The sequence below is a fragment of the Phycisphaerae bacterium genome (assembly GCA_018003015.1).
GTDB lineage: Bacteria > Planctomycetota > Phycisphaerae > UBA1845 > PWPN01 > JAGNEZ01.
In genome coordinates, this window is record JAGNEZ010000035.1 from 21,657 (window position 1) to 46,659 (window position 25,003).

18 protein-coding genes and 1 rRNA gene are annotated in these 25,003 nt (G+C 63.7%); 9 read left to right on the forward strand and 10 right to left on the reverse strand.

What is annotated here, in order from left to right:
* Positions 1-39: 39 nt before the first annotated feature.
* Both KA354_15455 and KA354_15460 read right to left on the reverse strand, forming a co-directional pair.
* Positions 40-660 (reverse strand): hypothetical protein, encoded by a 621-nt coding sequence (locus KA354_15455; GenBank protein MBP7936039.1) that lies wholly within the window; start codon positions 658-660, stop codon positions 40-42.
* Positions 661-694: 34 nt separating this feature from the next.
* Positions 695-2,044 (reverse strand): hypothetical protein, encoded by a 1,350-nt coding sequence (locus tag KA354_15460; protein MBP7936040.1) that lies wholly within the window; start codon positions 2,042-2,044, stop codon positions 695-697.
* Positions 2,045-2,246: 202 nt separating this feature from the next.
* Between KA354_15460 and clpB the strand changes: the two genes are divergently transcribed.
* Entirely contained in the window at positions 2,247-4,850 is a 2,604-nt protein-coding gene (clpB, locus tag KA354_15465) for an ATP-dependent chaperone ClpB (protein ID MBP7936041.1), read from the forward strand.
* Positions 4,851-4,900: 50 nt separating this feature from the next.
* Here the strand turns inward: clpB and lptB are convergent, their stop codons facing one another.
* The 4 genes from lptB to KA354_15485 all read right to left on the reverse strand — a co-directional run bounded on the left by lptB (position 4,901) and on the right by KA354_15485 (position 8,843).
* Entirely contained in the window at positions 4,901-5,650 is a 750-nt protein-coding gene (gene lptB, locus KA354_15470; protein ID MBP7936042.1) for an LPS export ABC transporter ATP-binding protein, read from the reverse strand.
* Between the two features lie 303 nt (positions 5,651-5,953).
* Entirely contained in the window at positions 5,954-7,753 is a 1,800-nt protein-coding gene (locus KA354_15475; protein MBP7936043.1) for a hypothetical protein, read from the reverse strand.
* Between the two features lie 174 nt (positions 7,754-7,927).
* Positions 7,928-8,035: ribosomal RNA gene (rrf, locus tag KA354_15480) — 5S ribosomal RNA — on the reverse strand.
* 31 nt (positions 8,036-8,066) lie between these two features.
* Positions 8,067-8,843 (reverse strand): ComF family protein, encoded by a 777-nt coding sequence (locus KA354_15485; protein ID MBP7936044.1) that lies wholly within the window; start codon positions 8,841-8,843, stop codon positions 8,067-8,069.
* Positions 8,844-8,913: 70 nt separating this feature from the next.
* Here KA354_15485 and KA354_15490 point away from each other — a divergent pair, with 70 nt between their 5' ends.
* Positions 8,914-9,891, forward strand: coding sequence for a class I SAM-dependent rRNA methyltransferase (locus KA354_15490; protein ID MBP7936045.1), 978 nt, complete (start codon positions 8,914-8,916; stop codon positions 9,889-9,891).
* Positions 9,892-9,913: 22 nt separating this feature from the next.
* On the opposite strand, the gene KA354_15495 is transcribed toward KA354_15490, so the two are convergent.
* The gene (locus KA354_15495; GenBank protein ID MBP7936046.1) at positions 9,914-10,321 is read right to left on the reverse strand and encodes a hotdog fold thioesterase; all 408 of its coding nucleotides are present in this window, start codon (positions 10,319-10,321) and stop codon (positions 9,914-9,916) included.
* 370 nt (positions 10,322-10,691) lie between these two features.
* Here KA354_15495 and KA354_15500 point away from each other — a divergent pair, with 370 nt between their 5' ends.
* The 6 genes from KA354_15500 (at position 10,692) to KA354_15525 (ending at position 19,038) form a co-directional block, all read left to right on the forward strand.
* Positions 10,692-12,032 carry a DUF58 domain-containing protein gene (locus KA354_15500; protein ID MBP7936047.1) on the forward strand — a complete coding sequence of 447 codons (1,341 nt, stop codon included), beginning with the start codon at positions 10,692-10,694 and terminating at the stop codon, positions 12,030-12,032.
* Positions 12,029-14,323: a DUF3488 domain-containing protein gene (locus KA354_15505; GenBank protein MBP7936048.1), complete on the forward strand. Its 2,295-nt coding sequence runs from the start codon at positions 12,029-12,031 to the stop codon at positions 14,321-14,323. Before KA354_15500 ends, KA354_15505 begins: the two co-directional genes overlap by 4 nt.
* Positions 14,324-14,459: 136 nt before the next feature.
* Positions 14,460-15,434, forward strand: coding sequence for an ROK family protein (locus KA354_15510; GenBank protein ID MBP7936049.1), 975 nt, complete (start codon positions 14,460-14,462; stop codon positions 15,432-15,434).
* 3 nt (positions 15,435-15,437) lie between these two features.
* A complete protein-coding gene (iorA, locus tag KA354_15515; protein MBP7936050.1) occupies positions 15,438-17,186 on the forward strand; it encodes an indolepyruvate ferredoxin oxidoreductase subunit alpha in 1,749 nt (582 codons plus the stop codon).
* The gene (locus KA354_15520; GenBank protein ID MBP7936051.1) at positions 17,183-17,767 is read left to right on the forward strand and encodes an indolepyruvate oxidoreductase subunit beta; all 585 of its coding nucleotides are present in this window, start codon (positions 17,183-17,185) and stop codon (positions 17,765-17,767) included. The genes iorA and KA354_15520 overlap by 4 nt, the downstream gene beginning before the upstream one ends.
* Positions 17,764-19,038: a phenylacetate--CoA ligase gene (locus KA354_15525; protein ID MBP7936052.1), complete on the forward strand. Its 1,275-nt coding sequence runs from the start codon at positions 17,764-17,766 to the stop codon at positions 19,036-19,038. Before KA354_15520 ends, KA354_15525 begins: the two co-directional genes overlap by 4 nt.
* 2 nt (positions 19,039-19,040) lie before the next feature.
* Here the strand turns inward: KA354_15525 and KA354_15530 are convergent, their stop codons facing one another.
* Positions 19,041-21,260: a DUF3365 domain-containing protein gene (locus KA354_15530; protein MBP7936053.1), complete on the reverse strand. Its 2,220-nt coding sequence runs from the start codon at positions 21,258-21,260 to the stop codon at positions 19,041-19,043.
* Positions 21,261-21,411: 151 nt separating this feature from the next.
* Between KA354_15530 and KA354_15535 the strand changes: the two genes are divergently transcribed.
* On the forward strand, positions 21,412-22,494 hold the full coding sequence (locus tag KA354_15535; GenBank protein MBP7936054.1) for a histidinol-phosphatase: 1,083 nt from the start codon (positions 21,412-21,414) through the stop codon (positions 22,492-22,494).
* 193 nt (positions 22,495-22,687) lie between these two features.
* On the opposite strand, the gene KA354_15540 is transcribed toward KA354_15535, so the two are convergent.
* Positions 22,688-23,650: a site-specific DNA-methyltransferase gene (locus KA354_15540; protein ID MBP7936055.1), complete on the reverse strand. Its 963-nt coding sequence runs from the start codon at positions 23,648-23,650 to the stop codon at positions 22,688-22,690.
* 105 nt (positions 23,651-23,755) lie between these two features.
* A complete protein-coding gene (gene alr, locus KA354_15545) occupies positions 23,756-24,922 on the reverse strand; it encodes an alanine racemase (GenBank protein ID MBP7936056.1) in 1,167 nt (388 codons plus the stop codon).
* Positions 24,923-25,003: the final 81 nt, after the last annotated feature.

Sequence of the window (25,003 nt, forward strand, 5' to 3'; positions counted from 1 at the left end):
CATCACCGAAAACCGACCGCTAAAAGCTGAAGGCTCTTTCTACTTCCCGAAGTACTGCTGGCACGCGGCCTGGTTTGGGAAGAGCCCCACCCCAACGAGTTCACTGCACCGGCCGTTGGGCCCGGTCAGCGGATTGGCACGCGGGGCAAGGAGGTTGCTTGCCCGAGCCAGGCCGAGGCCGGTGGCCAGCCCTCGCTGCAGGCCCGGCTGGCCGACCACGGCGGTCAGCGTGCGCGGTTGGGGGGCCCCAAGGCCGGCTAGGCCGCTGCCCCCCAGGGGTGTACCCGGCGCGGCTGCGGTCACGCTTGATTGCGACAGTTCTTTACCAGCGCTGGTGACATTCGGGGCAGCGGAACTGAGGGCCAGAGCCGCGAGGAGGCTCAACTGCTGGGCACGAGAGCCCGGCACGGTGTAGGGCACCCGGCCCTTGGGTCGAGTGCTGGCCGGCTGGGTCGCCGCCAAGTCCGAGGATGCCGGCTGGGTCGCCGCGCCTCGCGGGTCGGATTGGTCCGCAATGAGCCTGGCATGGCCCTGCTCCACGCCACGCGACAGGTTGATCGTCGAGCGGTGGAACAGCAGTGCCGCCTCTTGCTGACAGCCGAACGACAGCAGCAGGGGGATGCCGCAGATCAGAACCGCATAAGGCGATGAAAGTCTCATAGTCAGTTCCTTCTTCCTGTGCATCACGCCGCCGCTACCACGTCCACTGAAGCTGGGCTCCGTACACCACCTTGTCGTAGGTGTAGGGCTCGGCCCAGTCGCTCGTGAGCAGGTTCGAGCGGGCGTCCATCCAGTTGATGATGCCATGCAAGGTCAGTTCGCCCCAATCGGGGTGGTCGAGGATCTTCTGAGATACTGTGAAGGCATAGGTCGTAATCTGGTCATCACGCCGGCGGCTGTAGCGATCGAGCAGGCTCCAGTGGCGATAGTCGCCGAGCTGCCAGTTCACGTTGAACCGGAGAACAAGTTCCTTGTCCGGCAGGATGAGATAATCATTGGGTGACAGGGGGTTCAGCAGCGGCAGGTTCGCTCCGAGGTAGAAGTTGTGATCGGTACGGTCGAACTCGCGACCCTCGGTCGCCACGCCATCCAGGCGGTAGCCAAGCGATAGATCGCCGGTTCGTTGCGTCCGGGGCAAGGGATGGTACTTCACACTCTGTTCGACGCCGACGGAGTGGACCAGACCGTCGCGATCATACTCCGGCTCGGTGGGGTAAAGGAATTCCTGGCCGTTCAGCTGATAGAAGACGCCGGTCTCGTTCAGCCAAACGGGGCTGTTTGTCGGCTGCCAGTGATAACGCAGGCCAGGGGTCAGCGCATGGTTGGACAGAAATGACTCGTTGCCCAGTAGACTGATGTCGTAGTCATACTGGAGACTCAGCTCCCACCGCTCGGCGAGCATGCGGGCGTAACGAATGCTGGTTCCGTAGTCCTGGTAGTTGAACTCCTCGACCGAGAAATTCCAGACATGGCCGAGCCGGCCGCCGATCGTCAGCAGTTCGTCGCGCCTGGTCACCGGGGCGTAGTGGACGTCCACCATCTGGCCGAACTTGCCGTCCGGCCGGCCGGAGGTGATGCCAAGGGTACTGCCCGTGCTGCCCAGAAAGCTGACGTTGGTGTCGTACGCCAGGCCAACCTGGTAGTCCAGCCGGAGCACCTGCCGCCGAGCCTCCCGGCGATGGCGGCCAATGGCTTCGGTCAATTGGGGATCGGGATTGCCGAACTCCGCGAGGAGGTCCGTTGCCCGGTCAAAGTTCTCCATGGCCGGATGAATGTTGCCCAGGTTGTGCTCGGCCAGCCCCCGGTAGAACCACAGCCAGGGGTTCTGCGGTTCGAGTCGTTCGGCCTGGTCCAAGGCGGCCATCGCGGCCCGGGGCCGGCCTTCACGAATCAACTCGACAGCCGCGTCCAGCAGACTCTGAACAGATGGCGCAGTCTCCCACGAGTTCCGCGCGGTCGGCTCACGAGAAGTACCGGCCAAGTCGCTGCCGGCCGCCGCGCTGCAGAGTGCCAAGCCGAGCAGAACGCGATGAGCTACGTGCACCGGTGTCATCCTCCCTTGGCGTCAGTCGGGCTCTTCGGGGGGGTATGATACACCATCGTGCCGCCTGTCAAAATGGCAGAACTGCAAGAAATGCTTTTCCAGGACTCGTTTGCCGGCCCCCAAACGCCCCTTTCTCTGGTACGCGGTTTGATTCCTCCCCTGCCTGGGGCCGCCGAGGCGGCTCCGAAGGTGAGGTCTTGCCATGCGCATGGAGCAATTGACCGTCAAGGCCGCCGAGGCCCTTCAAGACGCCCAGGAGCGAGCGTCCGCCGCAGGGCATGCCCAGTTGGAGCCTCTGCACCTGCTGCAGGCCCTCATGGCGGAGAACGGACAGGGCGGTGGGGTCGTGGTACCCATTCTTGAGAAGATCGGCGTCAAGGTCGATCGATTGCGCCAGATTGCAGCGAGCGAACTCGCTCGTCGCCCCAAGGCCACGGGTGGCCAGACCGTCCCTTCCCGCGAGCTCCAGGAGGTGCTGCAGGCCGCCCAGCGGCACGCCGACCGCCTCAAGGACAAGTACATCTCCACCGAGCATCTGCTGCTCGGTCTCGCTGAGATTCGTTCAGACGCCAAGCAGGCTTTGTCAATCGGGGGAGTGACGCCCGACGCAATCCTGGCCGCAATGAAGGATATTCGCGGAAATCAGCGGGTGGACAGTCAGAATCCCGAGGACACCTACCAGTCGTTGGATCGCTATGGCCGTGACTTGGTTGAGCTGGCCCGCAAGGGCAAGATCGACCCGGTGATCGGACGCGACGAGGAAATCCGGCGAATCATGCAGGTGCTCACTCGTCGCACTAAGAACAACCCGGTCCTCATCGGCGAGCCAGGGGTCGGCAAGACCGCGATTGTCGAAGGCCTGGCCCTGCGGATCGTCAACGGCGACGTGCCTCACACGCTCAAGAACAAGCGGGTCGTGGCCCTCGACCTGGGGGCCCTGATCGCCGGAGCCAAGTATCGCGGTGAGTTCGAGGATCGACTCAAGGCTGTCGTCCGGGAAGTGGTCGAAAGCGACGGCAAGGTCATCCTGTTCATCGACGAGATGCATACCATCGTCGGGGCGGGCAAGGCCGAGGGGGCCATGGATGCAGGTAATCTGCTCAAGCCCGCCTTGGCCCGTGGCGAGCTCCGCTGCATCGGGGCGACGACGCTGGACGAATACCGCAAGCACATCGAGAAGGATGCCGCCCTCGAACGACGGTTTCAGCCCGTGCTCGTGGCCGAGCCTTCGGTCGAGGACACCGTCGCTATTCTCCGGGGCCTCAAGCCTCGTTACGACGCTCACCACGGGGTTCGTATCCAGGACTCGGCCCTCGTGGCGGCCGCAACGCTGTCCCACCGCTACATCACCGACCGGTTCCTTCCGGACAAGGCCATCGACCTGGTGGACGAGGCGGCTTCTCGCCTGCGAATTGAAAACGACTCGATGCCTTCCGAACTGGACGAAATTCGCCGCAAGGTGATGCAGCTCGAGATTGAACGCGAGGCCCTGCGCAAGGAGAAAGATGAGGGCTCGCGCAAGCAGCTCGGCCAAGTCGAGAAGCAGCTCGCCGACCTCGGCGAGCAGAATAAGGCCCTCACCGCGCGATGGGAAAAGGAGGTCGGCATTCTCCGCGAGATTAAGTCAATCAAGGAGCGAATCGACGCTAAGCACAATGAGCTCGCCGATGCCCAGCGGACCGGGAATCTCGAGCGGGCCGCGAGGATCCAATACGGCGAGCTTCGCGATGAGGCCAGGAACCTCGCCAGGCACGAGGCCGAGTTGACCGACTTGCAGAAGAACGGCGGGGCCCTCGTTCACCAGGAGGTCAACGCCGAGCAGATCGCCGAAGTGGTCAGCAAGTGGACCGGCATTCCTGTCTCGCGGATGCTCGAAGGCGAGCGACAGAAACTGCTGCAGATGGAAGAACGCCTCCGCCGTCGCGTCGTCGGTCAGGACGAGGCGACCGCCGCCGTCAGCGACGCCGTGCGGCGCAGCCGGGCCGGACTGGGCGATCCCAATCGGCCGATCGGCTCGTTCATCTTCCTGGGACCCACCGGCGTCGGAAAAACCGAGTTGTGCAAAGCCCTGGCCGAGTTCCTCTTCGACGACGAGGGGGCGGTGGTTCGCATCGACATGAGCGAATTCATGGAGCAGCACTCCGTGGCACGCCTCATCGGCGCTCCGCCAGGATACGTCGGCTACGAGGAGGGCGGCGTCCTCACCGAGGCCGTCCATCGGCGACCCTACTGCGTGGTGCTTTTCGACGAAATCGAAAAGGCCCATCACGACGTGTTCAACGTGCTCCTCCAAGTCCTCGACGACGGCCGGCTCACCGACGGCCACGGCCGAACCATCGACTTCCGCAACACCCTCATCGTGATGACCAGCAACATCGGCGGCCAGATCATTCAGCAGCTGGCCGAGGAGAAGGCCCCCGATTTCGAGATCGAGGCTCAGGTTCGCGAGGAGCTCAAACGGCACTTCCGCCCCGAGTTTCTCAACCGCGTGGACGAGACAATCATCTTCAACCGGCTCAGCCACCAGGATCTGGCCAGAATTGTGGATATCCAGTTGGCCCGTCTCCAGCAGCGATTGCATGAACGCCGGATCGTCGTACGCGTCACCGATGCCGCCAAAAGCCACCTGGCCAAGGAAGGTTATGATCCGGTCTTCGGCGCCCGACCACTCAAACGCCTCATTCAACGCGAGATCGAGAATCCGCTGGCCAGGCGAATTCTCAACGGAGACTACGCCGACGGCGATTCCGTCGAGGTGGACGTTCGCGGAGAATCGTTCGTGTTTGAAAAGGCCGGTACGCGGTAGGGGACCACCCGCCGCAAACTCACCGGCCGCTGTCATCGGGGATCGCCGGCTCAATCAAACTCATCGCCGCGGAAGGTGCTGCCCAGGTAGGTGGTTCTCACTTTCGGGTCGTTGATCAGGTCGCGAGGCGTGCCCTCGGCCATGACCTGCCCCTCGTGAATGATGTAGCTGCGGTCCGTTACCGACAGGGTCTCGCGAACGTTGTGGTCGGTAAGCAGGATCGCGATCTTGTGCTCTTCCCTCAGGCGGACAATCTCCCGCTGTAACCCCTCCACCGCGATGGGGTCAACCCCGCTGAACGGCTCGTCCAGCAGAATCAGCTGAGGTTCGGTCACCAGGGCCCGGGCAATCTCCAGCCGTCGTCGCTCTCCCCCCGACAGATCACGAGCGTACTGGTGCTGGAGATGCTCCATGCCGAACTGCTGGAGCAGCTTGTCCGCTCGCGCCCGCCGATCCCGGCGACGCAGCGACATGCTCTCCAGAATGGCCGTCAGGTTCTGCCGAACGGTCAGACGCTGGAAAACGCTGGGCTCCTGAGAGAGATAGCCAATGCCCCGCTGGGCCCGCTTGTACATCGGCAGGTCCGCAATGTCCTCACCGTTGAAGATCACCTTGCCTGCATTCGGCTCGATCATGCCGATGGTAATGCGAAAACTGGTGGTCTTGCCGGCCCCGTTGCGGCCCAGAAGCCCCACGATCTCTGCTTGGTGCACGCAGAAACTGACCCGGTCAACAACCGTACGGCTGCCATATCGCTTGACCAGATCGACGGCATCGAGCAGCTTGGCTGGAGCAGGCATTGCTGGCCTCACCTTACACAAGCCACCCACCGCTCTCGCAGTGGATAGGCTGTTGATAACTCCGAGGGCTCAGACGGTTATCCGCCTTCCGGGGTCCGTCTTCCACCCGATCCTGGCTTCGTCCCCCTCAGGGTTCGCAGAAGCCACCGCAGGCAATAAGACACTGTCTATCAACCAGTTAGGGCGGCAAGTACAGTGCCACACAAGCCCGACGTCGCTTCCTGTCTGTACAACTGAAATAAGTAAACTCAAGTTCGTTACTTCGGCCCTCGTTGTGGATAACTCGATCTCGTCGGTCCTGACCTAGCGGATCCACCGCATCCTGCCGAAGTTGGGAATCACACCCAGACCGGCCGCCCACGAGGATCGGTAGCCCGCCGGCCAGTACACGAAAAAGGCCCGGCCAATGAGCTGGTCGCCCGGCACCGTTCCCAGTTGGTACTCCTCTCCCAGGGGCTTCAGGTGCGGGCCGACTTCCCACCACAGCCGCGAATCCTTGCTGGCCGGACTGTTGTCCCCAAGCATGAAGTACTCGCCTGAGTAGTACCTGCCATTCACGCCGCGCCCTTGACGCAACAACATGGGGTGTCCGGTCGTACCCCATGCGGGCCAACCCACGTGTGGGTTCGTTTGTCCCTTGTCATTGTCGTGTTCGATTTGGGGCGTGCTCTGGTAGTAGACGTCGCGCTCGACCACCACGTGTCGGAACCGAGAATGCAGATTGCGGGCAGCTATCTGGACGGTGGTCGGCCGCACGTCATCAACCTTACGGAGGCTAACTTGAACGGCCCGGGCGATGTCCGGCTGGTACTCATCACCCGTTGCGACCAGTTCCTTGCCGTCGACGCGGAGCGAGACACGGTAGTCAACGTTCGCAAACTCGATCTTGACGGCTCGCCCGCTGCGGAGAGGTCTGCTGATCTTGGCCTGCCCCACCAGTCGCTTGCCGCCCGGCAGCCCCGGCCCTTGCTGTTCGATGGCCACAATACCGTCCGCTCCGATGTCTGCAATGAACACGTCACGGTCCTTGTTTATCTGCAGACGAAGCCCCCCGTTCCCGGCGATCGGGAACCAGGTGAAACGCAGACGCACATCGCCCACGAGGAAGGTGCCGCCACGCGGCCCGCGACCGTAGCGCCCACTGTCGTTGTAGGTCACAAGGTCGCTGATCTCTTTCCCGCTGAACTGGATGGCCTGCAGCGTGTCTTCGCTGCATTCGCAGACGAGTTCGCGCCCCGACGTAGTCCAGACCTTCGCCGCAGCATCGCCCACCGGCCGCCATCCAACCGTCGAGACCGGCCGCGTGTTGTCAGTTGCGGCCGGCAGATAGTCGTGGTCGTACACGTTGGACCACAGCGGCTCCTGAGCCAACTCGGTCTTCCTTGCGATCCTCAGGTGGGGCAGAATGCGCTGGTTGAGCTCGGCGTACCGGCTGTGAATCTGCTCGAAAGGGGCGGCAGGGCCCGACTTGATGCCGTAGAAGTAGACCTCACGCCGCAGTTCGTCCAGGGCCTCCACCACGCCAGGCTCCTTGCTCTGGAGTTCGGCCACTGGAACCGTGTATACGTCTCCGTCGATGATCTCCAGCACCTCGCCGGGCAGGCCGACCAGCCGCTTGATAAAGTTGGTCGTTCCGTCCTTCGGATCCTTGAAGACGGTGACATCCCAGCGGTTGGGCCCGAAGTGCTTTCCGCCCAGCCCCAGCGACCACCCCCACTTCTGGACCAGGATCCGATCACCACTGTCCGGACGCTGAAGACGAGCCATCGGGATGCGGTCGACCTCCGTGTCGCAGTTGGGGCAACGAAGGCGGTTGTTGTACACCCTGCGCTGGATGGCTTCAGCCACGTCCGTCTGCGTGACACCCCGCGCGTACTCGTATCCGCAGGCCGAACAGGTAGTTGTGGCTTGGTCACCGTAGAGCGTCACCGCCATCGAGCCGGTCGGGATGACGAAGGCCTCGACGACAAAGGCCCGGAAAACGAAGGCTAGGATAAACGCCACCACAATCGACTCGAGCGTCTCCCTGATGGTCTCAGTCACCGACTTGGCGGCCGGGCTGGCTGATGAAACTGTCTGGGCTTGTCGGGCCATTCTGCGCATGTTGCCTCATCAGAGACACATTCGTCGGGTGGGTAGCCTATCGGTTGGCACGGTTCCGGTCAACCAATTGCACGATCCCGGGGCGACTGGCAGAGCCCCCCCAAGACATCAGCGAAGACATAAACAAAAGAGCCCACCGGCTTTGCGCTCGGCGGGCTCTGTAGTTCGCAAATAAGCCGGCAATCACCTACTCTCGCCCTGAGGGACTACCATCGGCCGCTTGGGCTTAACTACCGTGTTCGGAATGGGAACGGGTGTGACCCCAAGCGTATGGTCACCGGCACTCGGTATACTACATGATCCCGGCGGGGCGTCAAGGCCCCTGGGCCCGGTTTTTCGAGAAAATCTTCTCCGGCGTCGTTTTGGCCACCACGGCCGCGAAAACAGCCCGGGCCCCTGCTTTTTTCAGGACCTTGGCCATCTCGTTGATCGTGGCATTCGTGGTTGCCACGTCGTCCACCACGCAGATTGTCCGGCCGGCCAGGTGCTCGGGTCCCTTGATCCGGAAGATCCCCCGGACGTTCGCGGCTCTGGCTGAGGCAGGCAACTCCGCTTGGCGGCGCTTCTTGCCACGTACCACCGCCGCCCGCCAGACCGGCACGTTCAGCTTGCGAGCCGCGGCCCGGACCAGAAGACCTACCGGCCAGAAGCCGTGTCCCCACCGTTCCCAGAGGGTGATTGGAACAGGTATCAGAGCCTCGATCTGGCCAGCCCACACCTGCCCGGCAATCGCGTCCGCCACCAGCGTGCCCAGGATTGCATCTAACTCTTGATGGCGTTTTAACTTATAGCGAAGAACAAGCTCGCCGGCGGGGCCTTCGTACGTCCCTACACGGACTAGGGCGTCAATGTCGACCCTTTGTCCCTTACAGTGGCGGCAGCCATCCGGACTAACCATGTAGGGCTCCGCCACCCGCCCGCATCGCGGACAGAAAGCTCTGCTCAGGTCATCCATGAATCGGGACGTGCAGTGCGGGCAGGCCCAGGGGGCCTCCGGTGACAGGCTCGTGCCACACAACGCGCAGGCGCGGGGGTAGACCAACTCGCCCAGCCATCGGAACGGCCAGTGCACCGCATGCATGGGACTCATTCTGCCCTCGTGCCGGATACGAGGCAAGCTACGCTTGTAGGAGCAGGGCCGATGCCATACTTTTTCTCCCGTGAGTCATTCGCTGGACTTGCTTCTCGAAGCGGCACTTGCCAGGCGGGCGTCGCTGCTGGCCGACCATCGGACCGATGCGCTGCGCCTCGTGCACGGGGATGCGGACGGGCTGCCGGGCTTGGTGATCGAGCGCTACGGCGATGTCCTCGTGGCCCAGTTTCACGAGGGACGACTGGCTGTGGAGGAGGACACGCTTCGGCCGGCGATCGAGAATCTGCGGCGAAATCTGGGGCTTCGCGCGGTCTACAGGAAGTCCTTCCTTCGCGATCGTGATCATGTTGCGCCCGATGTCACTGAGGTCCACACGGACCCCACGCCGTGGCTAGGGGATCCGGTCGAGCCTCAGGTGACCATACGGGAGAACGGCCTGCGGTTCGTGGTCCGGCCGTACGAGGGCTTCGCCGTGGGCTTGTTCCTGGAGCACCGGGAGAATCGGCGGCGAGTGCGCGAGCTGGCTGCCGGGCGGCGCGTGCTCAACAGCTTCAGCTACACGGGGGGGTTCTCTGTGGCGGCCGCGGCAGGCGGAGCCATCGTGGTGCACAGCGTAGACCTGTCCAAGCGATATCTGGAGTGGTGCAAGGCCAACTTCGCTGCAAACGGGATCGACCTGGCGGATCATCGCTTCTTCCGCTCGGATGTGTTTGAGTTCTACAAACGAGCGACGCGGCAGAAACGTCGCTACGATCTGATTGTTTTGGATCCACCGACGTTCTCGCGTCTACGTCGGCCGAATCGTACGTTTGTACTGGCGGATGAGCTGGAGCGTCTGGTCGGGGGCGGCGTGACGTTGCTCGATCCTGGTGGGATACTGCTCCTGGCGGCGAACGACCGTCGGCTGGCCATCTCGCGTCTGGAAGAGGCGATCGCCGCAGGTGCCCATCCGCGAAAATGCAGCATCCTCGAGCGCCCCTCGCTGCCGGTCGATTTCCCGGGTGATCCCCACTACTCCAAGACCGTGATCGCCCGCATCGACTAGCCGTGGACGGCGCGGAGAGGCTTCAGGGCATCTGGAGCGGTTGGCCCTTGCGGTAGACCGTGCCCTGGAATACGGCAATGATGGCCTTCTCGTCGTCGGTGACTCGAATACTGTAGGTCGCCAGCTTCGGATTGAGGGACTCCTCCTTCGCCTCGGCGTAGAGCGTTCCGGTCGTCGCGGCCTTCAGGTACGAGATGGTCGCGGTGATGCCGACGGCCAAGGTGCCGTGCGAGTTCGAAGCCACCGCGAACGCCAAATCGGCGAGGGAGAAAATCGCGCCCCCGTGGACCATCCGCACGCTGTTGTAGTGATCTTCACGGATCGGCATTCGCACTCTGGCGGTCCCGGGGCCGACCTCGAGAATCTCGATTCCCATCGCTTTGGCAAGCAGGTCCTGCTGAAAGTAGCTTTTGACATCGGTCATCGGCATGCTGCTCCTTGGATTAGGATTGAGGTCTCACCAGTGACGGGATTGTACACCGCGGACCATTCGGGCGAAACGCCGTCTTTCTAGGTCTTCCAGCCATCTGCCCGGTCGATTCTTTGCCCCATTCATTTCGACCAAGCCCTACAGTAGACTCTAGAGCTGCTTGTCTCTGACTTCGGGTCGAACCGGAGTTTGGGACTGGATACGAGCTGTGGGAGTTGCCGACAAGATACGATGTGGCCTGGATCTGTCAGCGGCCACATGGCTTGTGGGGGCTGGCGTTCCTGAGGTGTGGGACGAGCGTGGGGAAGGGGTAGCACGAGGGCGTTTCGTGAGTCCGACGATCAGTGTGGGCAGGAAGAGGGTCAGCCGAATGCCGGCCTCTGGTATCCACGGGCCGGGTGTCGCCGGCAAGCCTTCAACGTCGAGTGCCTCCGCCCGCGTCACCGCGGCAAAGGCAACCAGGTTTCCTTGCTCAAGGTGGGCTCTGCTCCGCAGCCTGAAAATCACTTTTGCGGGCTTGCTGGCCTTGATCGTGGTGATCCTGATCGGCCTGGCCGCCTTGAACAGTGAAGCGAATCTGCTTTTCCTGCTGTTCAGTCTGAGTGTGGGCCTGGTGGTCTTCGGAGCGGTCGTTCCGCTGTTCATGGTTCGCTGGATCGAGGTGGAACGGGTGATTGCCCGGGCGGCAGTTGCCGGTCGTGTGCTCCCGGTGAGCTATGTGGTGCGGAATCACGGACGGTGGGGGGCGGCCTGGGGTCTGGTGATCGAGGAGACCGCGGCGGGGAGCGTTCTGCAACTGCCGCGGGGGTTCGTGCAGGAGCTGCCGGCCGGCGGTCACGAACGGGTTGAGTTGCTGGCTCATTGTCCACGTCGCGGGCGGTACCCGCTTAAGGCTGTGCGAGCCCGGTCCAGTTTTCCGCTCGGCCTGTTCAGCTGCGAGGTGGTCTTCCCGGCGGAAGCCGAGATCGTGGTCTATCCGGCGTTGGGTTCGTTGCGGGGCAACCCGTGGCGCGATCAGCGCTGGGCGGATGCCCAGACCTCACGGCAGCGGCGAGCGGGCCTTGCCGCGGAGGAACTGGATGGGCTCAGGGAATACCGGGACGGTGATCCCCTGCGGTTGATTCACTGGCGGCGCTCCGCCCATGCGGGCGACCTGGTCGTTCGCGATAGCCCTCCGGCTCAGCCGACACAACTCATCCTGCTCCTCGACCCCTGGCCGGACTCCGATTTCGGGGGCGAAGGCAAGCCGGACCGGCGGAGGAGACGCAAGGAAAGCCCGGTCCATCCAGAACAGCATGATCGCGAGGTGGAACTCATCATCAGTGCGGCGGCAACCGCCGCGTGTGATGCCCTGGAGCGAGGGCATCGGGTGGGGTTGATTGCACGAGGCCAGGTTCCGGTGATCATTCCCCCGGCCAGTGGGCGGCTACAGCGCCAGCGGGTGCTGCACGAGTTGACCATCCTTCGCGCCGGGAGTCCGGAAATGCTGGACGAACTCGTCTCCCGGATCCGGTGGTCGTCAGGATGGCACGCTCGCTGCCTGCTCTGCGTATCCGAGTTGAACGATCAGCATCGACGATTGGCCCGGTTCCTCGGCCGGCGGGCCGAAATGGTCTCCATGGTGGCCCCGGGGACGGCTTGGTTCGACTCGGTGTTCATTCCGGCGCCCCCCATCGCTGCGGAAACGCCGTCGGAACGGAGGGGCCCATGAACGGCTATCCCCGGCTGTTCCGATCGCAGGTGGTTCTGCTCTCCGCGGTGGCGGTCCCCCTGGCGGTCGCGGAGGATTCGCTGGTTCGCCAGATCGTCGTCGTGGGTGCGATCCTCGCCGCGGTTCTGTCCTACGTCTGGCGAAAGAAGCCGGCCCTGCCGATACCCGTCGGGCGCATCCTCGTCTTGGCCGCATTCGGCTGGTTGATCGTCGAATATGCCTGGCTGGATGAGATCCCGGTCGTCGCCCTGTCGCACTTTATGATCTCGTTCTGTCTGGTCAAATTGCTGCAGTTTCAGACCGACCGCGAACGGGCCCAGTCGCTGGTTGTCTGCTTTCTTTTGCTGGTTGTTGCTGCAATCGTGAGCGGCGACATCCTTTTCTTCCTGGTCCTGGTGTTGTACCTGACCGTCGGTCTGCGGGCCCTGATCAGTCTGCACCTGGCCGTGGAGCTTGGCCGCGTCGATCACTACAACCGCCGTGTCAGCCCGTTCATGGCCGCTCTTATGCCCGGCGGCGCGAGGGAACTGGGCAAGCGACCCGCGATGGACTTCACCTTCGCCGGAGCAATGACCGCGATCCTGATCGGAGCCGCGATCTTCGTTCTCTCTCCTCGAGCCGGCGTGGGCATGCTCGGCCACCTCGACGCCCGCGAGGGGGCCATCTCGGTGACCGGTCTGGGCTCCTCGCTCAGCTTGGACCGGATCAGCCGGATTCAGACCTCGGACCAGGAGGTCGGCAGCGTGCGGCTGAAAGACGAGAACCATCAGGAATACTCGTGCCCCGAGCCGGGTCCGTATCTGCGAGGCTTGGTGTACGACCAGTATTCCGGTTCTTCCGCCGGCCGTCGCGGCGGCTGGGAGTGGCGGAAGACGGGCGATCGAACCGCCCCGATGCGGGAACAGCACTGTTCGCTGATCGCCGGCTCGGCGAGTCTCCTCTCCCCAGCCGACATCGAAGACGCTTCCCGAGTCGTGCAGGAGTTCCGGATGCGGACCTCGGACCTTCATGTGTTGCTGGCCATGTACCCGGCGATCGAGGTCCGTTCCGATGACTTCGAGTCCCTTCGGAAAAACAACGACGATCAGGTCCTCTGGCTCCACGGGCGGTTGCGTTCGTCAATTCGCTATGAGATCGTCTCTCTGGCCGGCGTACCCGAGGAAATTGCCGCCGTGCTCGCGAAGAAGCGGGGTCGGTCCGAGCCCATCGTTCAACTTCCCGATCCGCCCCTCCCTCGCGAGGACAGAATTCGTGAACTGGTCGCCAAGCTCTCCGCCGACACGAAGATGCCGGTCGCGCTTGATGATCCCAGGTGGCGGCGGGCTTACGCGGAGCAGATCTGCAAATACCTGGGCTCGTCCGAGTTCGCCTATACACTCGACCGGCCGCCACCCGCCGGGCGACGCGAGCCGCTGTCGGCGTTCCTCCTCGACCACAAACGCGGGCACTGCGAGTACTTCGCCGCGGCCATGGCCCTCCTCTGCCAGTACCGGGGCATTCCCGCCCGGGTGGTCACCGGCTACCGGGGAGGAGACTACAACCCGCTGGGACACTACTACGTCATCCGGCAGAAGCACGCTCACTCCTGGGTCGAAGTCTACATTCCCCAAAGCGACTGGGTTCTGTTTGACCCCACCCCGGCAGCCAATCAGACCGATCGTGCCGCCCGGCCCTGGCTCGCCGGCCTGGCCAGTTGGCGCGACTATCTCCAGTTTGAATGGGCCAACCTGGTCGTGTCCTACGATGCCAGCACCCGAACGCAGCTCTTCAGGGGCTTCGCGGATTGGCTCCGGCGACCGGTGGGGGATCACAAGAACATCATCGAGTCCGTCGGCGCTTTCGTCCGCGAGCTGTTCTGGTGGCGGGCCGAGCTTGGCTTGTACAACCGCCTCCTGTACTGGTTCTTCGCCATCATGGTCCTGGTCATGGTGGTCCTTCTGGGCTATGTATTCGGCGTCCTGGGTCTGTGGGCCGGGCGGTATGGGTGGGCCCGCCACCAGGCACGAGTCCAGGAGGACACCGTTCTCGGAGACGCCGAGTTCTACCGCCGCTTCCGCCGCCGGCTGAGGTCGCTTGGACTGCGGCGACCCGCCGATCAGACGCCTGCCGAATTCGCCGCCGAACTGGCTCGCCGGTACCCGTCTCTGAGTGACGCACCCTCGGTGGTCGGTGCCTACTACCGCGTGGCCTTCGGCCGGGGAGGTCTCCTGCCGTCGGAGAAAGCCCGCATCGAGGCGTTCCTCCAAAGACTCCGCACGCTCGATCCGGCCCAGTTCACGGTGACCTCCTGACCGTGGGTCGACGCTTGCAAAGCCCTTTCTCGCGGGGTATCGTGTTTTTCTGACAGGACCGAGCGAATACCCCTTGCTGCGGCCAAGCGTCGCGAGTGTGTCGCTTGGCCGGCTCGTTTATCCAGGCAGGTGAAACATGGCCCAGTACTTCGTTGGTGTAGATCTCGGAGGAACCAATATTAAGTCAGGGGTTCTTGACGCCGACGCCCGGGTGCTCTGCAAGATGAGTGTGGCAACGGAGGTGGACCGAGGGAACGCGGCCGTGGTCGCCAACATCGTCAATGCGGCCGAAGCCGCCATCGCCCGGTCCGGCGTCGATCGTTCGAAGGTCGCGGGCATCGGCATCGGCTCACCCGGACCGATGAGCCATCGCCAGGGCCTGGTCATCAACCCCGGCAACCTGCCATGCCTCAAGGACACGCCCTTGCGCGACATCATGGTGAAGAAGACAGGTATCAAGACAACCCTGGAGAACGATGCCAACGCCGCGGCCTTCGGGGAGTACTGGGCGGGCGCGGGCAAGGGCGTTCGCGATCTGGTCATGTACACACTGGGTACCGGCGTCGGCGGAGGAGTGATCGTCGACGGGCGGATGCTGCGCGGCTACTTCGAGAACGGAGCGGAACTCGGCCACATGATCGTGAAGCCCGGCGGCCGGCGATGCTCGTGCAACCAGAAGGGCTGCGTCGAGGCATACTCTTCGGCCTATTTCCTTGCCCGCCGAGCGGAAGAGATGATCAAGGAAGGACGCCCCAGCAGCCTCAGAACCCTCGTCGACAAGGGGGAGCTGCTCATGGCTGAGCACATCGTCGAGGCCGCCAAGGCCGGCGATACGCTCGCCGCCCAGGTCTGGGACGAGGCGTGTTACTACCTCGCGGTGGCCATCGTGAACATGCAGCATGTCACCAACCCGCAGCGGGTGGTGTTGGCCGGCGGGCTCATCGCCGCCGGCGACTTCCTGCTCGGCCCGATATGCCGACACGCATCCGAGCTGACCTGGAATCTGCTTGATGATCTGCCGAGAATCTGCTTCGCGACCCTGGGCAACGACGCCGGAGTCATTGGGGCCGCGGGTTGTGCCTGGGAGGCCGACCGCTCGGGGGACTGGTAAGCGATGGAACTGCTGTCAGGAAACGAGGCCATCGCCCGGGGGGCGTGGCAGGCAGGGGTCGCCGTGGCCACGGGCTATCCGGGAACGCCATCCACCGAGATCCTCGAGAACATCGTCAAGTACAAACCGGACATCTACTGCGAGTGGTCGCCGAACGAAAAGGTGGCTTTCGAGGTCGCGGCTGGAGCTTCGCTGGCCGGTGCTCGGAGCATCGTGACCATGAAACACGTCGGCTTGAACGTCGCGGCCGACCCGCTGATGACCCTCTCCTACATCGGCGTCGTGGGCGGCTTCGTGGCCTGCGTGGCCGATGATCCCGGGATGCACTCCTCGCAGAACGAGCAGGACACGCGGCACTACGCCCGTTTTGCCAAGGTGCCCATCTTCGAGCCATCCGACTCGCAGGAGGCGGCCGATTACGTGCGGCTGGCCCTGGAGGCATCCGAGCAGTTCAGCGTTCCTGCCATCCTGCGGACCACGGGCCGGGTCAGTCACTCGCGAAGCCTGGTCACCCTCGGCGAACGCAAGACCCCGCGGTCAGTCGGATTTCAGAAGAACCCACCACGTTTCGTGCCCATCCCCGTCTGGGGCCGAGTCATGCGGGCCAACGTCGAGGACCGGCTTCGGAAACTGCAGGCGGCGGCGGAGCAGTCACTCGCCAACCGCATCGAATGGCGGGACCGCTCCCTGGGGATTGTGACCGCCGGCATCGCCTACCATTACGTGCGCGACGTGTTTCCCGAGGCCTCGGTGCTCAAACTGGGCTGGTCGTATCCGTTTCCCGACCGCTTGCTCCGCGAGTTGGCCGCTGGTGTCGGGCGGGTCCTGGTGGTGGAGGAATTGGACGACATCCTGGAGCAGCACATCAAGGCCCTCGGGATCGCGTGCGACGGCCGCAACTTCGTGCCTGGCATCGGTGAACTGACGCCGCATCGCGTGCAACTGGCTCGAGCCAGATACGAGGGACGCGACGCCCAGCCAATTCAGCCCGTGCCAGAGGCCGCCGATCTGCCCGCCCGCCCGCCGGTGCTGTGTCCCGGCTGCCCCCATCGTTCAATCTTCTACGCCCTGGGCAAGCACGACGTCGTGGTGACCGGCGACATCGGCTGCTACAGCCTCGGTGTCTTCCCGCCCCTGGCCAGGATCGATACCATCCTGTGCATGGGCGGCGGCATCTCCATGGCCCAGGGGTTCCAGAAAGCCGGCGAGCCCAAGAAGGTGGTCGGCATAGTCGGCGATTCAACGTTCTTCCACTCGGGAATCACCGGCTTGCTCGATATCGCCTACAACCGCGGGACCTCCACCATCATCGTGGTCGACAACCGCACGACCGCCATGACCGGCCATCAGGACCACCCCGGCACCGGCGTGACCCTGATGGGGGACAAGACCGCCGCCGCATCCATCGAGGACCTCGGCCGGGCCTGCGGTATCAAACGCGTCCGTACCATCGATCCCTATGATTTAAAGACCACAATGCAAGTGCTCAAGGAGGAAATCCAGGCCGACGAGCCTTCATTGGTCATTTCCCGGGCTCCCTGCCTGCTGCACGAACGCCCTCCGGTCGTAGCCAAGTACGCGGTGGACGCCGACAAATGCAAGGAATGCGGCCTGTGCCTGAAGCTCGGTTGCCCGGCCATGGAGGGCGGCGGTGGGGCGCCGCGGATCAATTACCTCCTGTGCAGCGGCTGTGGGGTGTGCATGCAGGTGTGCCGATTCGACGTGATCGGGCCGGTTGAGAGTGCATCATGAGTGCTGGATCGGTGACCAATGTGCTGTTGGCCGGCGTGGGAGGGCAGGGCATCCTGCGAGCGGCCGAGATCATCGCCCGGGCTGCCTTGGTCGTCGGCTACCAGGTCAAGACCAACGAAATCCACGGCATGGCCCAGCGGGGCGGGTCGGTCGTCGCCCAAATCCGCTACGGTCCTGAGGTCCACAGCCCGGTCATCGCCGAGGGCACTGCCCAGGTCCTGGGGGCCCTCGAGCAGATCGAGGCGATTCGCTACGCCCACTATGTGGCCCCCGGCGGATTGGCCGTCGTCTCCGGCCAGTCGATCATTCCAGTGACGGTTTCCACCGGCGGCGCCAAGTACCCCCAGGACGTCAAGGATCGGCTGGGGCGGCTTTTCAGCCGACTCGTCTACTTCGATGCCCCCAAGATGGCCCTCGAGGCAGGCAACATCCAGGCCGCGAACACCGTGATCCTCGGAGCGATGTCCAGCGGCCTCGATCTCCCGCCGTCCGCGTGGATGGAGGCCATCAACACGTGTCTGCCGGAGAAACACCGCAAGGTGAACGTTCGGGCTTTCGAAGCCGGGAGAGCATGGGTATGAGCGATCGCTATCACAACCCGCATGTCGAGACTCTGTCGGCCGACGAGATACGCTCGCTGCAGGACCGTCGCCTGCGGGCTATCACCGAGCACGTGTACGCCAGAAACTCCTGGTTTCGGGCGCGGCTGGACGCCCGCGGCGTTGCCCCCGCAGACATCCGCGGCCTGGCCGACATCGGGCGCCTTCCGACGATGAGTAAGGAGGATTTCCGTGCCGGTTACCCGCTGGTGATGAGCTGCGTAGACAAGGCGGCCATCGTCGAGATGCATATGTCCTCCGGATCCACCGGGACGCCTGTGGTCATGCCCTACACCCGGATCGACATCGACCAGTGGGGTGAGTGCATGGCCCGCTGTTACCGCATGGCCGGCGCCGACCCGGGCGACATCGTCCAGATTACACCCTCATTCGGCCTCTTCAACGGCGGCTTCGGCTTCTTCCACGGGGCTCGGTCGATGGGCCTCTTCGTGCTGCCTACCGGCGCGGGCAACACCGCCCGCCAACTCCGTCTCGCGAACGACTTCGGGGCGAAGGTGCTGACCGGGGTGGTCTCCTATGCCATCCGGATCATGGAGGTCCTGGATGAAGAGAAGCTGCCCCTGCCGCCCTGGAAGGTGGGCATTTTCGGGGCAGAGTGCTTCTCCGACGCGATGAAGCAAAAAGTGGCCAGCGGGCTGGGCATCGAGGTGTTCGACATCTACGGGATGACGGAGACCGGAGGTGTCGGGACGCTGGGCATGGACTGCCGGGCGCACGACGGCCTGCACGTCTGGGAAGACCACTACGTGGTCGAGGTGTTGGCCAGAGGCGCCGACCAGCCGGTGGCCGACGGCCAGATGGGCGAGCTGGTCGTGACCTCGCTGACTCGAGAAGCCCTGCCGGTGATCCGATTCCGCACCGGCGACCTGACACGCGTCCTCTCCCGTCAGCGATGTGCCTGCGGCCGGACACACGTCCGTGTGGCCCCGATCACCGGCCGCGTGGACGACATGCTCATCGTCAAGGGCGTGAATTTCTGGCCGCGCCAGGTCGAGCAGGCCCTCATGGAAATCCCCGGCGTCCGCTCGAACTACCAGATCGTGATCGAGGAGGTGGACGGCGTGCGCGACATTCGCGTCCATGTCGAGGCCGACCCGGGTGTCACCGGTTTCATGGTCGAGAAGCACCTCAAGGAGGCTCTTGGGTTCTCACCCAAGGGAGATGTCTTCGCCCCCGGCCACCTTCCCCGGCAGGAGGGCAAGGCCCAACGCGTGGTTTTTGAGAAGAAGTGAACTCAAGGGGCTTGTGTCCCGGCCTGGATGAGAGGGCGCTTCATGTCCCCTCGGGCGATGCATGAGAAGACCGCCTCGATCAGCTTCTTCCGATCGATGGGTTTGGTGGCATACTCATCGCAACCGGCTTCGATACATCGGGTCCGGTCGGAAGACATCGCGTGGGCAGTGAGGGCGATGATCGGGCCGGTGTAGCCCCGGCTTCTCAGTTCGCGCGTGGCGTCATACCCGTCCATCACCGGCATCTGCATGTCCATGAGAATGGCGTCAAACGCTGCTTCGTCAGGGCTCGTTCGGAAGGCGGCTTCGACAGCCAATTGCCCATTCTCGACCGCAGCGACTCGGGCCCCGGCCTTCTTCAGAATGTGCGAGATGAGCCGTTGATTGTCGGCCCCGTCCTCGGCCAGCAGGATGCGCCGGCCCGCCAGCGGGTGGGACGTCGTCTCCGAGGCGGCTCCGGACTCGGCCGCGGCGGGGCTTGGCTCCGGCCGGTCCTCCGTGAGCGCCACGCCTTCAAGGGACCCCGTGGGCACCGTGACTCGGAAACTCGTTCCGGCGCCGGGCTTCGTTGCCAGGAGGACGACGTCTCCCTCCAGCAGGATGGCCAGCTTCTTGCTGATGGTCAGGCCCAGCCCCGTTCCGCCGAACCTCCGGGTGGTCGAGCTGTCTGCCTGGCAGAACGGCTGGAACAGCTTGGGCAGCTGCTCCTCGGTCATCCCGATACCCGTGTCGATGATGTCAAACTGCATCTCCGGCGAGTCGCCGCCGGCGAGCCGCACGGCGATGCACACCTGGCCGGTGTTCGTGAACTTGATGGCATTGGCGCACACGTTCAGCAGGATCTGCCGGAGTCGTGTGGGATCGGTGCGAATGGTCGCCGGGATGGTGCCTTCGTATTCAATATGGAGTTCCAGGCCCTTGGAGTCGGTTCGCACCTTCATCAGTGAGGCGACCTCATCCACGATGGTCCGCGGGGAGCAGGGAATCCGTTCGACCGTCATTCGACCTTCTTCGATCTTGGATAGGTCGAGGATATCGTTGATGATGCCCAGGAGGTACTCGCCGTTGATCTTGATCGTCCGGGCCGCTTCCAGCCGCGTACTCAGAACTTCCTCCGAGTCTCCGGCTTCCAGGAGAATGTCCGCGAAGCCCAGGATCGCCGTCATCGGGGTGCGAATCTCGTGGCTCATGTTGGCCAGAAACTCGCTCTTGGCATGCGTGGCGGCCTCCGCAACGGACTTGGCGTTCCGCAGCTGCAGCTCGGCCCGCCTGCGCTCGGCAATCTCCCGCTCCAGGTCGTCGTTGCTCTGCTTGAGCGCACTGGTGCGCTCGGCGACACGCTTCTCGAGGGAATCGTAGGTCTGCTGCAGGCGGTTGACGAGCGCGTTGAAACTGGTGGCCAGATCGGCGACATCATCGCGCCCCTGGACCTCCACGGGAACAAGGCGAGCGCCGTCGGCTTGGTAGGCGACGCTTCGAAAATGATGGGCGATTCGCCGGAGGCGCTGGGAGACCACCAGCCGGAAGACGGCCGCGATTGCCGCCAGCAGAAGCAGCAAACCGCCCAGCATGGTCGCCGATTGACGAATCGTGTGCCGGTTCAGGGTCGCTTGGATGTCCCGCATGGGAATGGCCACGGTGTCCAGGGCAATAATGCTGCCCAGAGGTCGATGAAAGCCGGCCGTGGCACCATATTGCTCAATGAGCGATTTCGGCGCGTTCTGCGGCTCCCCGTGGCAGCGGAGGCAGGATTCCTCCATCCGCCTTGCGGTGAAATGGGCCAGATACTCGTGCCCGCCGACCTTGATGGTCGACTCCACCCGATCGATGTCCGGATGAGCGTTGAAGTACTTGATCATCCGCAGCTCGTCCGGACTCGCCATGTTGATCGGATTTCGAGGATTGTCGGAGGAAAACTTGATGATCAGCTCTGGGTACTTCTCACGGACCTTCTCAAACACCCGCCGTGAAACGTACGAGGTGGACATCGCCTTGGGGATGAAATCGTCCTGCCCGACCAGCGAGGTCACCAGCGGGCGGATCTCCTCGGCCACGTATGCGCGGACCGCCAGGTTGTACTCCATGACCAGGTCCGCTTGCCGCTCGGTGACCTCGGTCAGATGCTGGTGGCTGGTCATGTACGACCGATAAAGCAGAAACCCGGCAAAGGCCAGACCCAGGACAACCAGGGGCAACATGAACTTCGCCGCAACACTACGCATGAGCTTCTTTCGACAACGACGCGGAACCTACCCGTGATTTCAGAGTAAACACCCTTCGGATCCATCGGTTTGACGCGACCGCCAGGTGAGTCTAATCTATGATCTGGGATACGCCGGGGAGGCGAACCGACCCTTAATCACAGGAGACAACATGCGATTCTCGATGATTTTATTGCTGGCTGCGGTCGCTGCCAGTGCCGGGCTCGCGTCCGCTGCTGACGTGCGTCGGGAGATCCAGTTCCCGGACCTGCCGAACGCCCGCACGCTGAAGTGCGATCTCCATATGCATACCGTTTTCTCGGACGGCTTGGTCTGGCCGACCGTCCGGGTCAAGGAGGCCTGGAAACAAGGCCTGGATGCGATCGCCATCACCGATCATATCGAGTATCTGCCCCATAAGGCGGACATCAACATCAAGTTCAACCGCCCCTATGAACTGGTCGAGGACACGGCCAAACTCATGAACATCCTCCTGGTCAGAGGAGTCGAGATTACCCGGGACACCCCCCCGGGGCATTTCAACGCGATCTTTCTGAAAGACAACGCGCTTCTGGATACTAAGGATTTCTACGAGGTCTTCGACCGCGCCGCCCAGCAGCAGGCGTTCATCACCTGGAACCACCCAGGCTGGCAGGGACTCGAACGCGGCAAGTGGGGCGAGGCCCAGACCCGGTTGTTCGAGAGAAAGCAGCTGCACGCGATCGAGATCTGCAACGGAGATGAATTCTATCCCGAGGCCTTCCCCTGGGCCGTCGAAAGGAACCTGGCTGTCCTGGGATGCTCGGACGAACATGAGCCGTTCCGCAACGAGATCATGACGCCCGAGAACCACCGCACCCTGACCCTGGTGTTCGCGCGCGAGCGGACCCTGGACGGGCTGCGCGAGGCCATGTTCGCCGGGCAGACCGCGGCTTGGTGGAAGAACCAGCTCTTCGGACGCGAGCAGGAGCTGGCTCCGCTCTTCGCCGCGTCGGTTGAAATCAGTCCGGTCCGCAAGCGGACCACAGACTCCTTGTGGGTTGAGGTCAAGAACCGCTGTGAGATCGACATCAGGCTGGAGTGCGATCACAAGGACAAGCCACGCCTCATCGTGCTGCCCGCCAGAGCGACCTCGCTGGTGGTGTTCCCCGCGCCTGCGACCGGCGACCCGGAACCCGTGAACTGCCGGGTGACCAACTTCCTGGTCGGTCCGAACAAGTCCCTGAATGTCAGACTCGAGATTCCACGTTCGTGATTCGCACCCGGCACCGCACCGAGCCAGCTCCCCGGTCCGAACAAAGGCGGTGCCAACGCCGCCCCATGGCTTCGCCCAATGCGATCGGCGCCTCCAGATGAGCTCGCACCCTGCTCCCGTCGGGGCCGAGAGCTCGCCTCGGTAGCCAAACGCCGCGTCCCAGCTCAGAGAGACGGGTGGGCACCAAGCTGCCTCACTGTCCCACGCAATGCCGGGATCCCTCGTCTGCGTCCCCGAACAGGCTGGGCGTTTGGGGCGGCGTCGATCTGGCTTCGCGGCGGCGTTTTCCACCCTGGTTCGGCCTTGTCGGCGTGCTTGGGACGCTGGTCAGCGGGTCGGCAGCCCCATCGAGCGGGTCGCCGGTTTTGACCGTCCGGAGCCGGGCTCTGATTCGTTCTGCGTACTCCTTGGACAACTCAAAGCCAACAAAGCCGCGGGCCAGCTTCTTCGCCACGGCGAGCGTCGTTCCGCTCCCGCCGAAGGGGTCCAGGACCAGATCGCCCTCGTTGGAACAGGCCTTGATGATCCGGCCGAGAAGTTGTTCGGGCATCTGGCAGCCGTGCCAGCCTTGACGCTCCTTGAAAGTCCCGCAGACGCGCGGGAAATACCAGGTATCCTCGTTTGCCTTGAACCCTTCGGGCAGATCCTGTGGACGAAGGATCCACGTGTCGTCGGGCAACCGGCCCTTGGGATTGGCCCGGGTGTCGGCGTACACCAGTTGCCGGGCGGACGGCACGCGGATCGTCGCATCGTTGAAGGTGAAACACTTGGCATTCTTGATGAAGTAGAGCAGATGGGCATGGCTGCGGCTGAACTTCGCCTTGCAGTTCACGCCGAATGTGTAGTACCAGACGACCCAGCTTCGGCAGGTGAGCCCGAGCTCCCGCTGGGCAATCAGCTTGAGCTCGGCTGCGTACTCGTCCCCGATCGCCAGCCAGAAGGTGCCCGTCGGCTTGAGAGCTCGGACCACACCGGCCATCCACTGCCGGGACCAGTCCAGGTAGGAGTGCGACTCCTTGCTGTCGTCGTACACATCATAGTCGTAGCCGATGTTGAACGGCGGATCCGCAAACGCCAGGTCGACACAGCCCTCCCCCAGTTCCGCCAGACCCGCCACGCAGTCCATCTCGTGAACTTGACCAGCCTTCAGTGCCATCGGTTCCTCCTTCGACGCCGAGATATCCCCAGAGATTATCGCAGGATTGGACAACCACGCAACGGGAAGAGAATCTCGAGATGTTCGGGGCCTGTGAGATTCGGGTTACGCACAGCCCTGACTCAGGACGCGACGCACGCGCGAGCCAACGAGGCAGGTGATTTCGTACGGAATCGTGTGCAGCTTGCGGGCCAGCGCCTCGACGCTGTTGGGTGCGGACGGATCGCTGTCGATGACAATGATGCGATCCCCGACCCGCACTTCACCGGCGTCGGTCAGGTCCACCGTGGTCTGATCCATGCTGATCCGTCCGACAACCGCAACCGCGCGGCGGGGCAGACCGCGAACCGCTTCGAGCAGCATGACCGCGTCGTTGCCGAGGGATCGTCGGTATCCATCTGCATACCCGATGGGGACGATACCGATCACACTGTCCCGCCTCGTCCGGAAGGTGCGGCCGTAGCCTACGGTACAACCACTGGGAATCCGCCGGACGGCCACGAGCCGGCTGACCACCCGCATCGCAGGCGTGAGATCCACCGGCCGCTCGCCGGCCGGACCACCCCAGTACCCGTAAACAGCCAGTCCCGGTCGCACCCGGTCGAGATGGGATCCGGGAAAGCGGAAGATGGCCGCGGAGTTGGCGGCGTGAAAATGCCGGATGGGCAGGTCGGTGCGGCGGAGCCGGTCACGCAGGACGATGAACCGATCAAGCTGCTCCCGGCTGGAGTCGAGGCTGGGTTCGTCAGCGGAGGCGAAGTGGGTGTAGACGCCTTCAATCGCCAGTAACCCCAGCCCGGCAATGTCCCGGACAAGCTGCTCCGCCTGGTCCGGAGTCAGCCCCATCCGGCCCATGCCCGTGTCTACCTTGACCTCCACCAAGGCCGTGACCGTGAGCCTATCGGCCGCTGCCTTGAGGATCTGGGCCTCTGAGAGCGACATGACCGTCAGCGAAATGCCTGCCTCGACGGCCGCCTCGGCACGCTCGCGGCTCTCGGATTCGTCACATCCCGCCAGCACGGGAGCCAGGCAGAGCAGCGGTCGGTCCCAGCCGAGCCTGCGGGCCTCCAGAGCCTCCCCCAGGTGGGCGACCGCGAGGCGGTCGATTCTGGCCTCGAGCAGGACGGGCAGTACTCCGGCAAGCCCGTGCCCATAGGCGTCAGCCTTGACGGCCGGGCAGAGCACCGCGGCGGAGCGCAACCGTCGGCGTATCGCAAGGATGTTCCGCCGGATCGCGTCCGCGCTGATTTCGGCCGTGACCATCGGTTCCATGGGGCCGTGCACTCTACCCAGCTCCGGGCACGCGGGCAAGAGGACTGGCCGAGGGCCCTGATCAGGGTTAGAATGAACGCC

Coding starts and splice junctions, on each gene's coding strand:
- KA354_15455 (MBP7936039.1), bottom strand. CDS start 660: ATGAGACTTTCATCGCCTTATGCGGTTCTGATCTGCGGCATCCCCCTG.
- clpB (MBP7936041.1), top strand. CDS start 2,247: ATGCGCATGGAGCAATTGACCGTCAAGGCCGCCGAGGCCCTTCAAGAC.
- lptB (MBP7936042.1), bottom strand. CDS start 5,650: ATGCCTGCTCCAGCCAAGCTGCTCGATGCCGTCGATCTGGTCAAGCGA.
- KA354_15475 (MBP7936043.1), bottom strand. CDS start 7,753: ATGCGCAGAATGGCCCGACAAGCCCAGACAGTTTCATCAGCCAGCCCG.
- KA354_15485 (MBP7936044.1), bottom strand. CDS start 8,843: ATGAGTCCCATGCATGCGGTGCACTGGCCGTTCCGATGGCTGGGCGAG.
- KA354_15495 (MBP7936046.1), bottom strand. CDS start 10,321: ATGCCGATGACCGATGTCAAAAGCTACTTTCAGCAGGACCTGCTTGCC.
- KA354_15500 (MBP7936047.1), top strand. CDS start 10,692: ATGCCGGCCTCTGGTATCCACGGGCCGGGTGTCGCCGGCAAGCCTTCA.
- KA354_15505 (MBP7936048.1), top strand. CDS start 12,029: ATGAACGGCTATCCCCGGCTGTTCCGATCGCAGGTGGTTCTGCTCTCC.
- KA354_15510 (MBP7936049.1), top strand. CDS start 14,460: ATGGCCCAGTACTTCGTTGGTGTAGATCTCGGAGGAACCAATATTAAG.
- iorA (MBP7936050.1), top strand. CDS start 15,438: ATGGAACTGCTGTCAGGAAACGAGGCCATCGCCCGGGGGGCGTGGCAG.
- KA354_15520 (MBP7936051.1), top strand. CDS start 17,183: ATGAGTGCTGGATCGGTGACCAATGTGCTGTTGGCCGGCGTGGGAGGG.
- KA354_15525 (MBP7936052.1), top strand. CDS start 17,764: ATGAGCGATCGCTATCACAACCCGCATGTCGAGACTCTGTCGGCCGAC.
- KA354_15530 (MBP7936053.1), bottom strand. CDS start 21,260: ATGCGTAGTGTTGCGGCGAAGTTCATGTTGCCCCTGGTTGTCCTGGGT.
- KA354_15535 (MBP7936054.1), top strand. CDS start 21,412: ATGCGATTCTCGATGATTTTATTGCTGGCTGCGGTCGCTGCCAGTGCC.
- KA354_15540 (MBP7936055.1), bottom strand. CDS start 23,650: ATGGCACTGAAGGCTGGTCAAGTTCACGAGATGGACTGCGTGGCGGGT.
- alr (MBP7936056.1), bottom strand. CDS start 24,922: ATGGAACCGATGGTCACGGCCGAAATCAGCGCGGACGCGATCCGGCGG.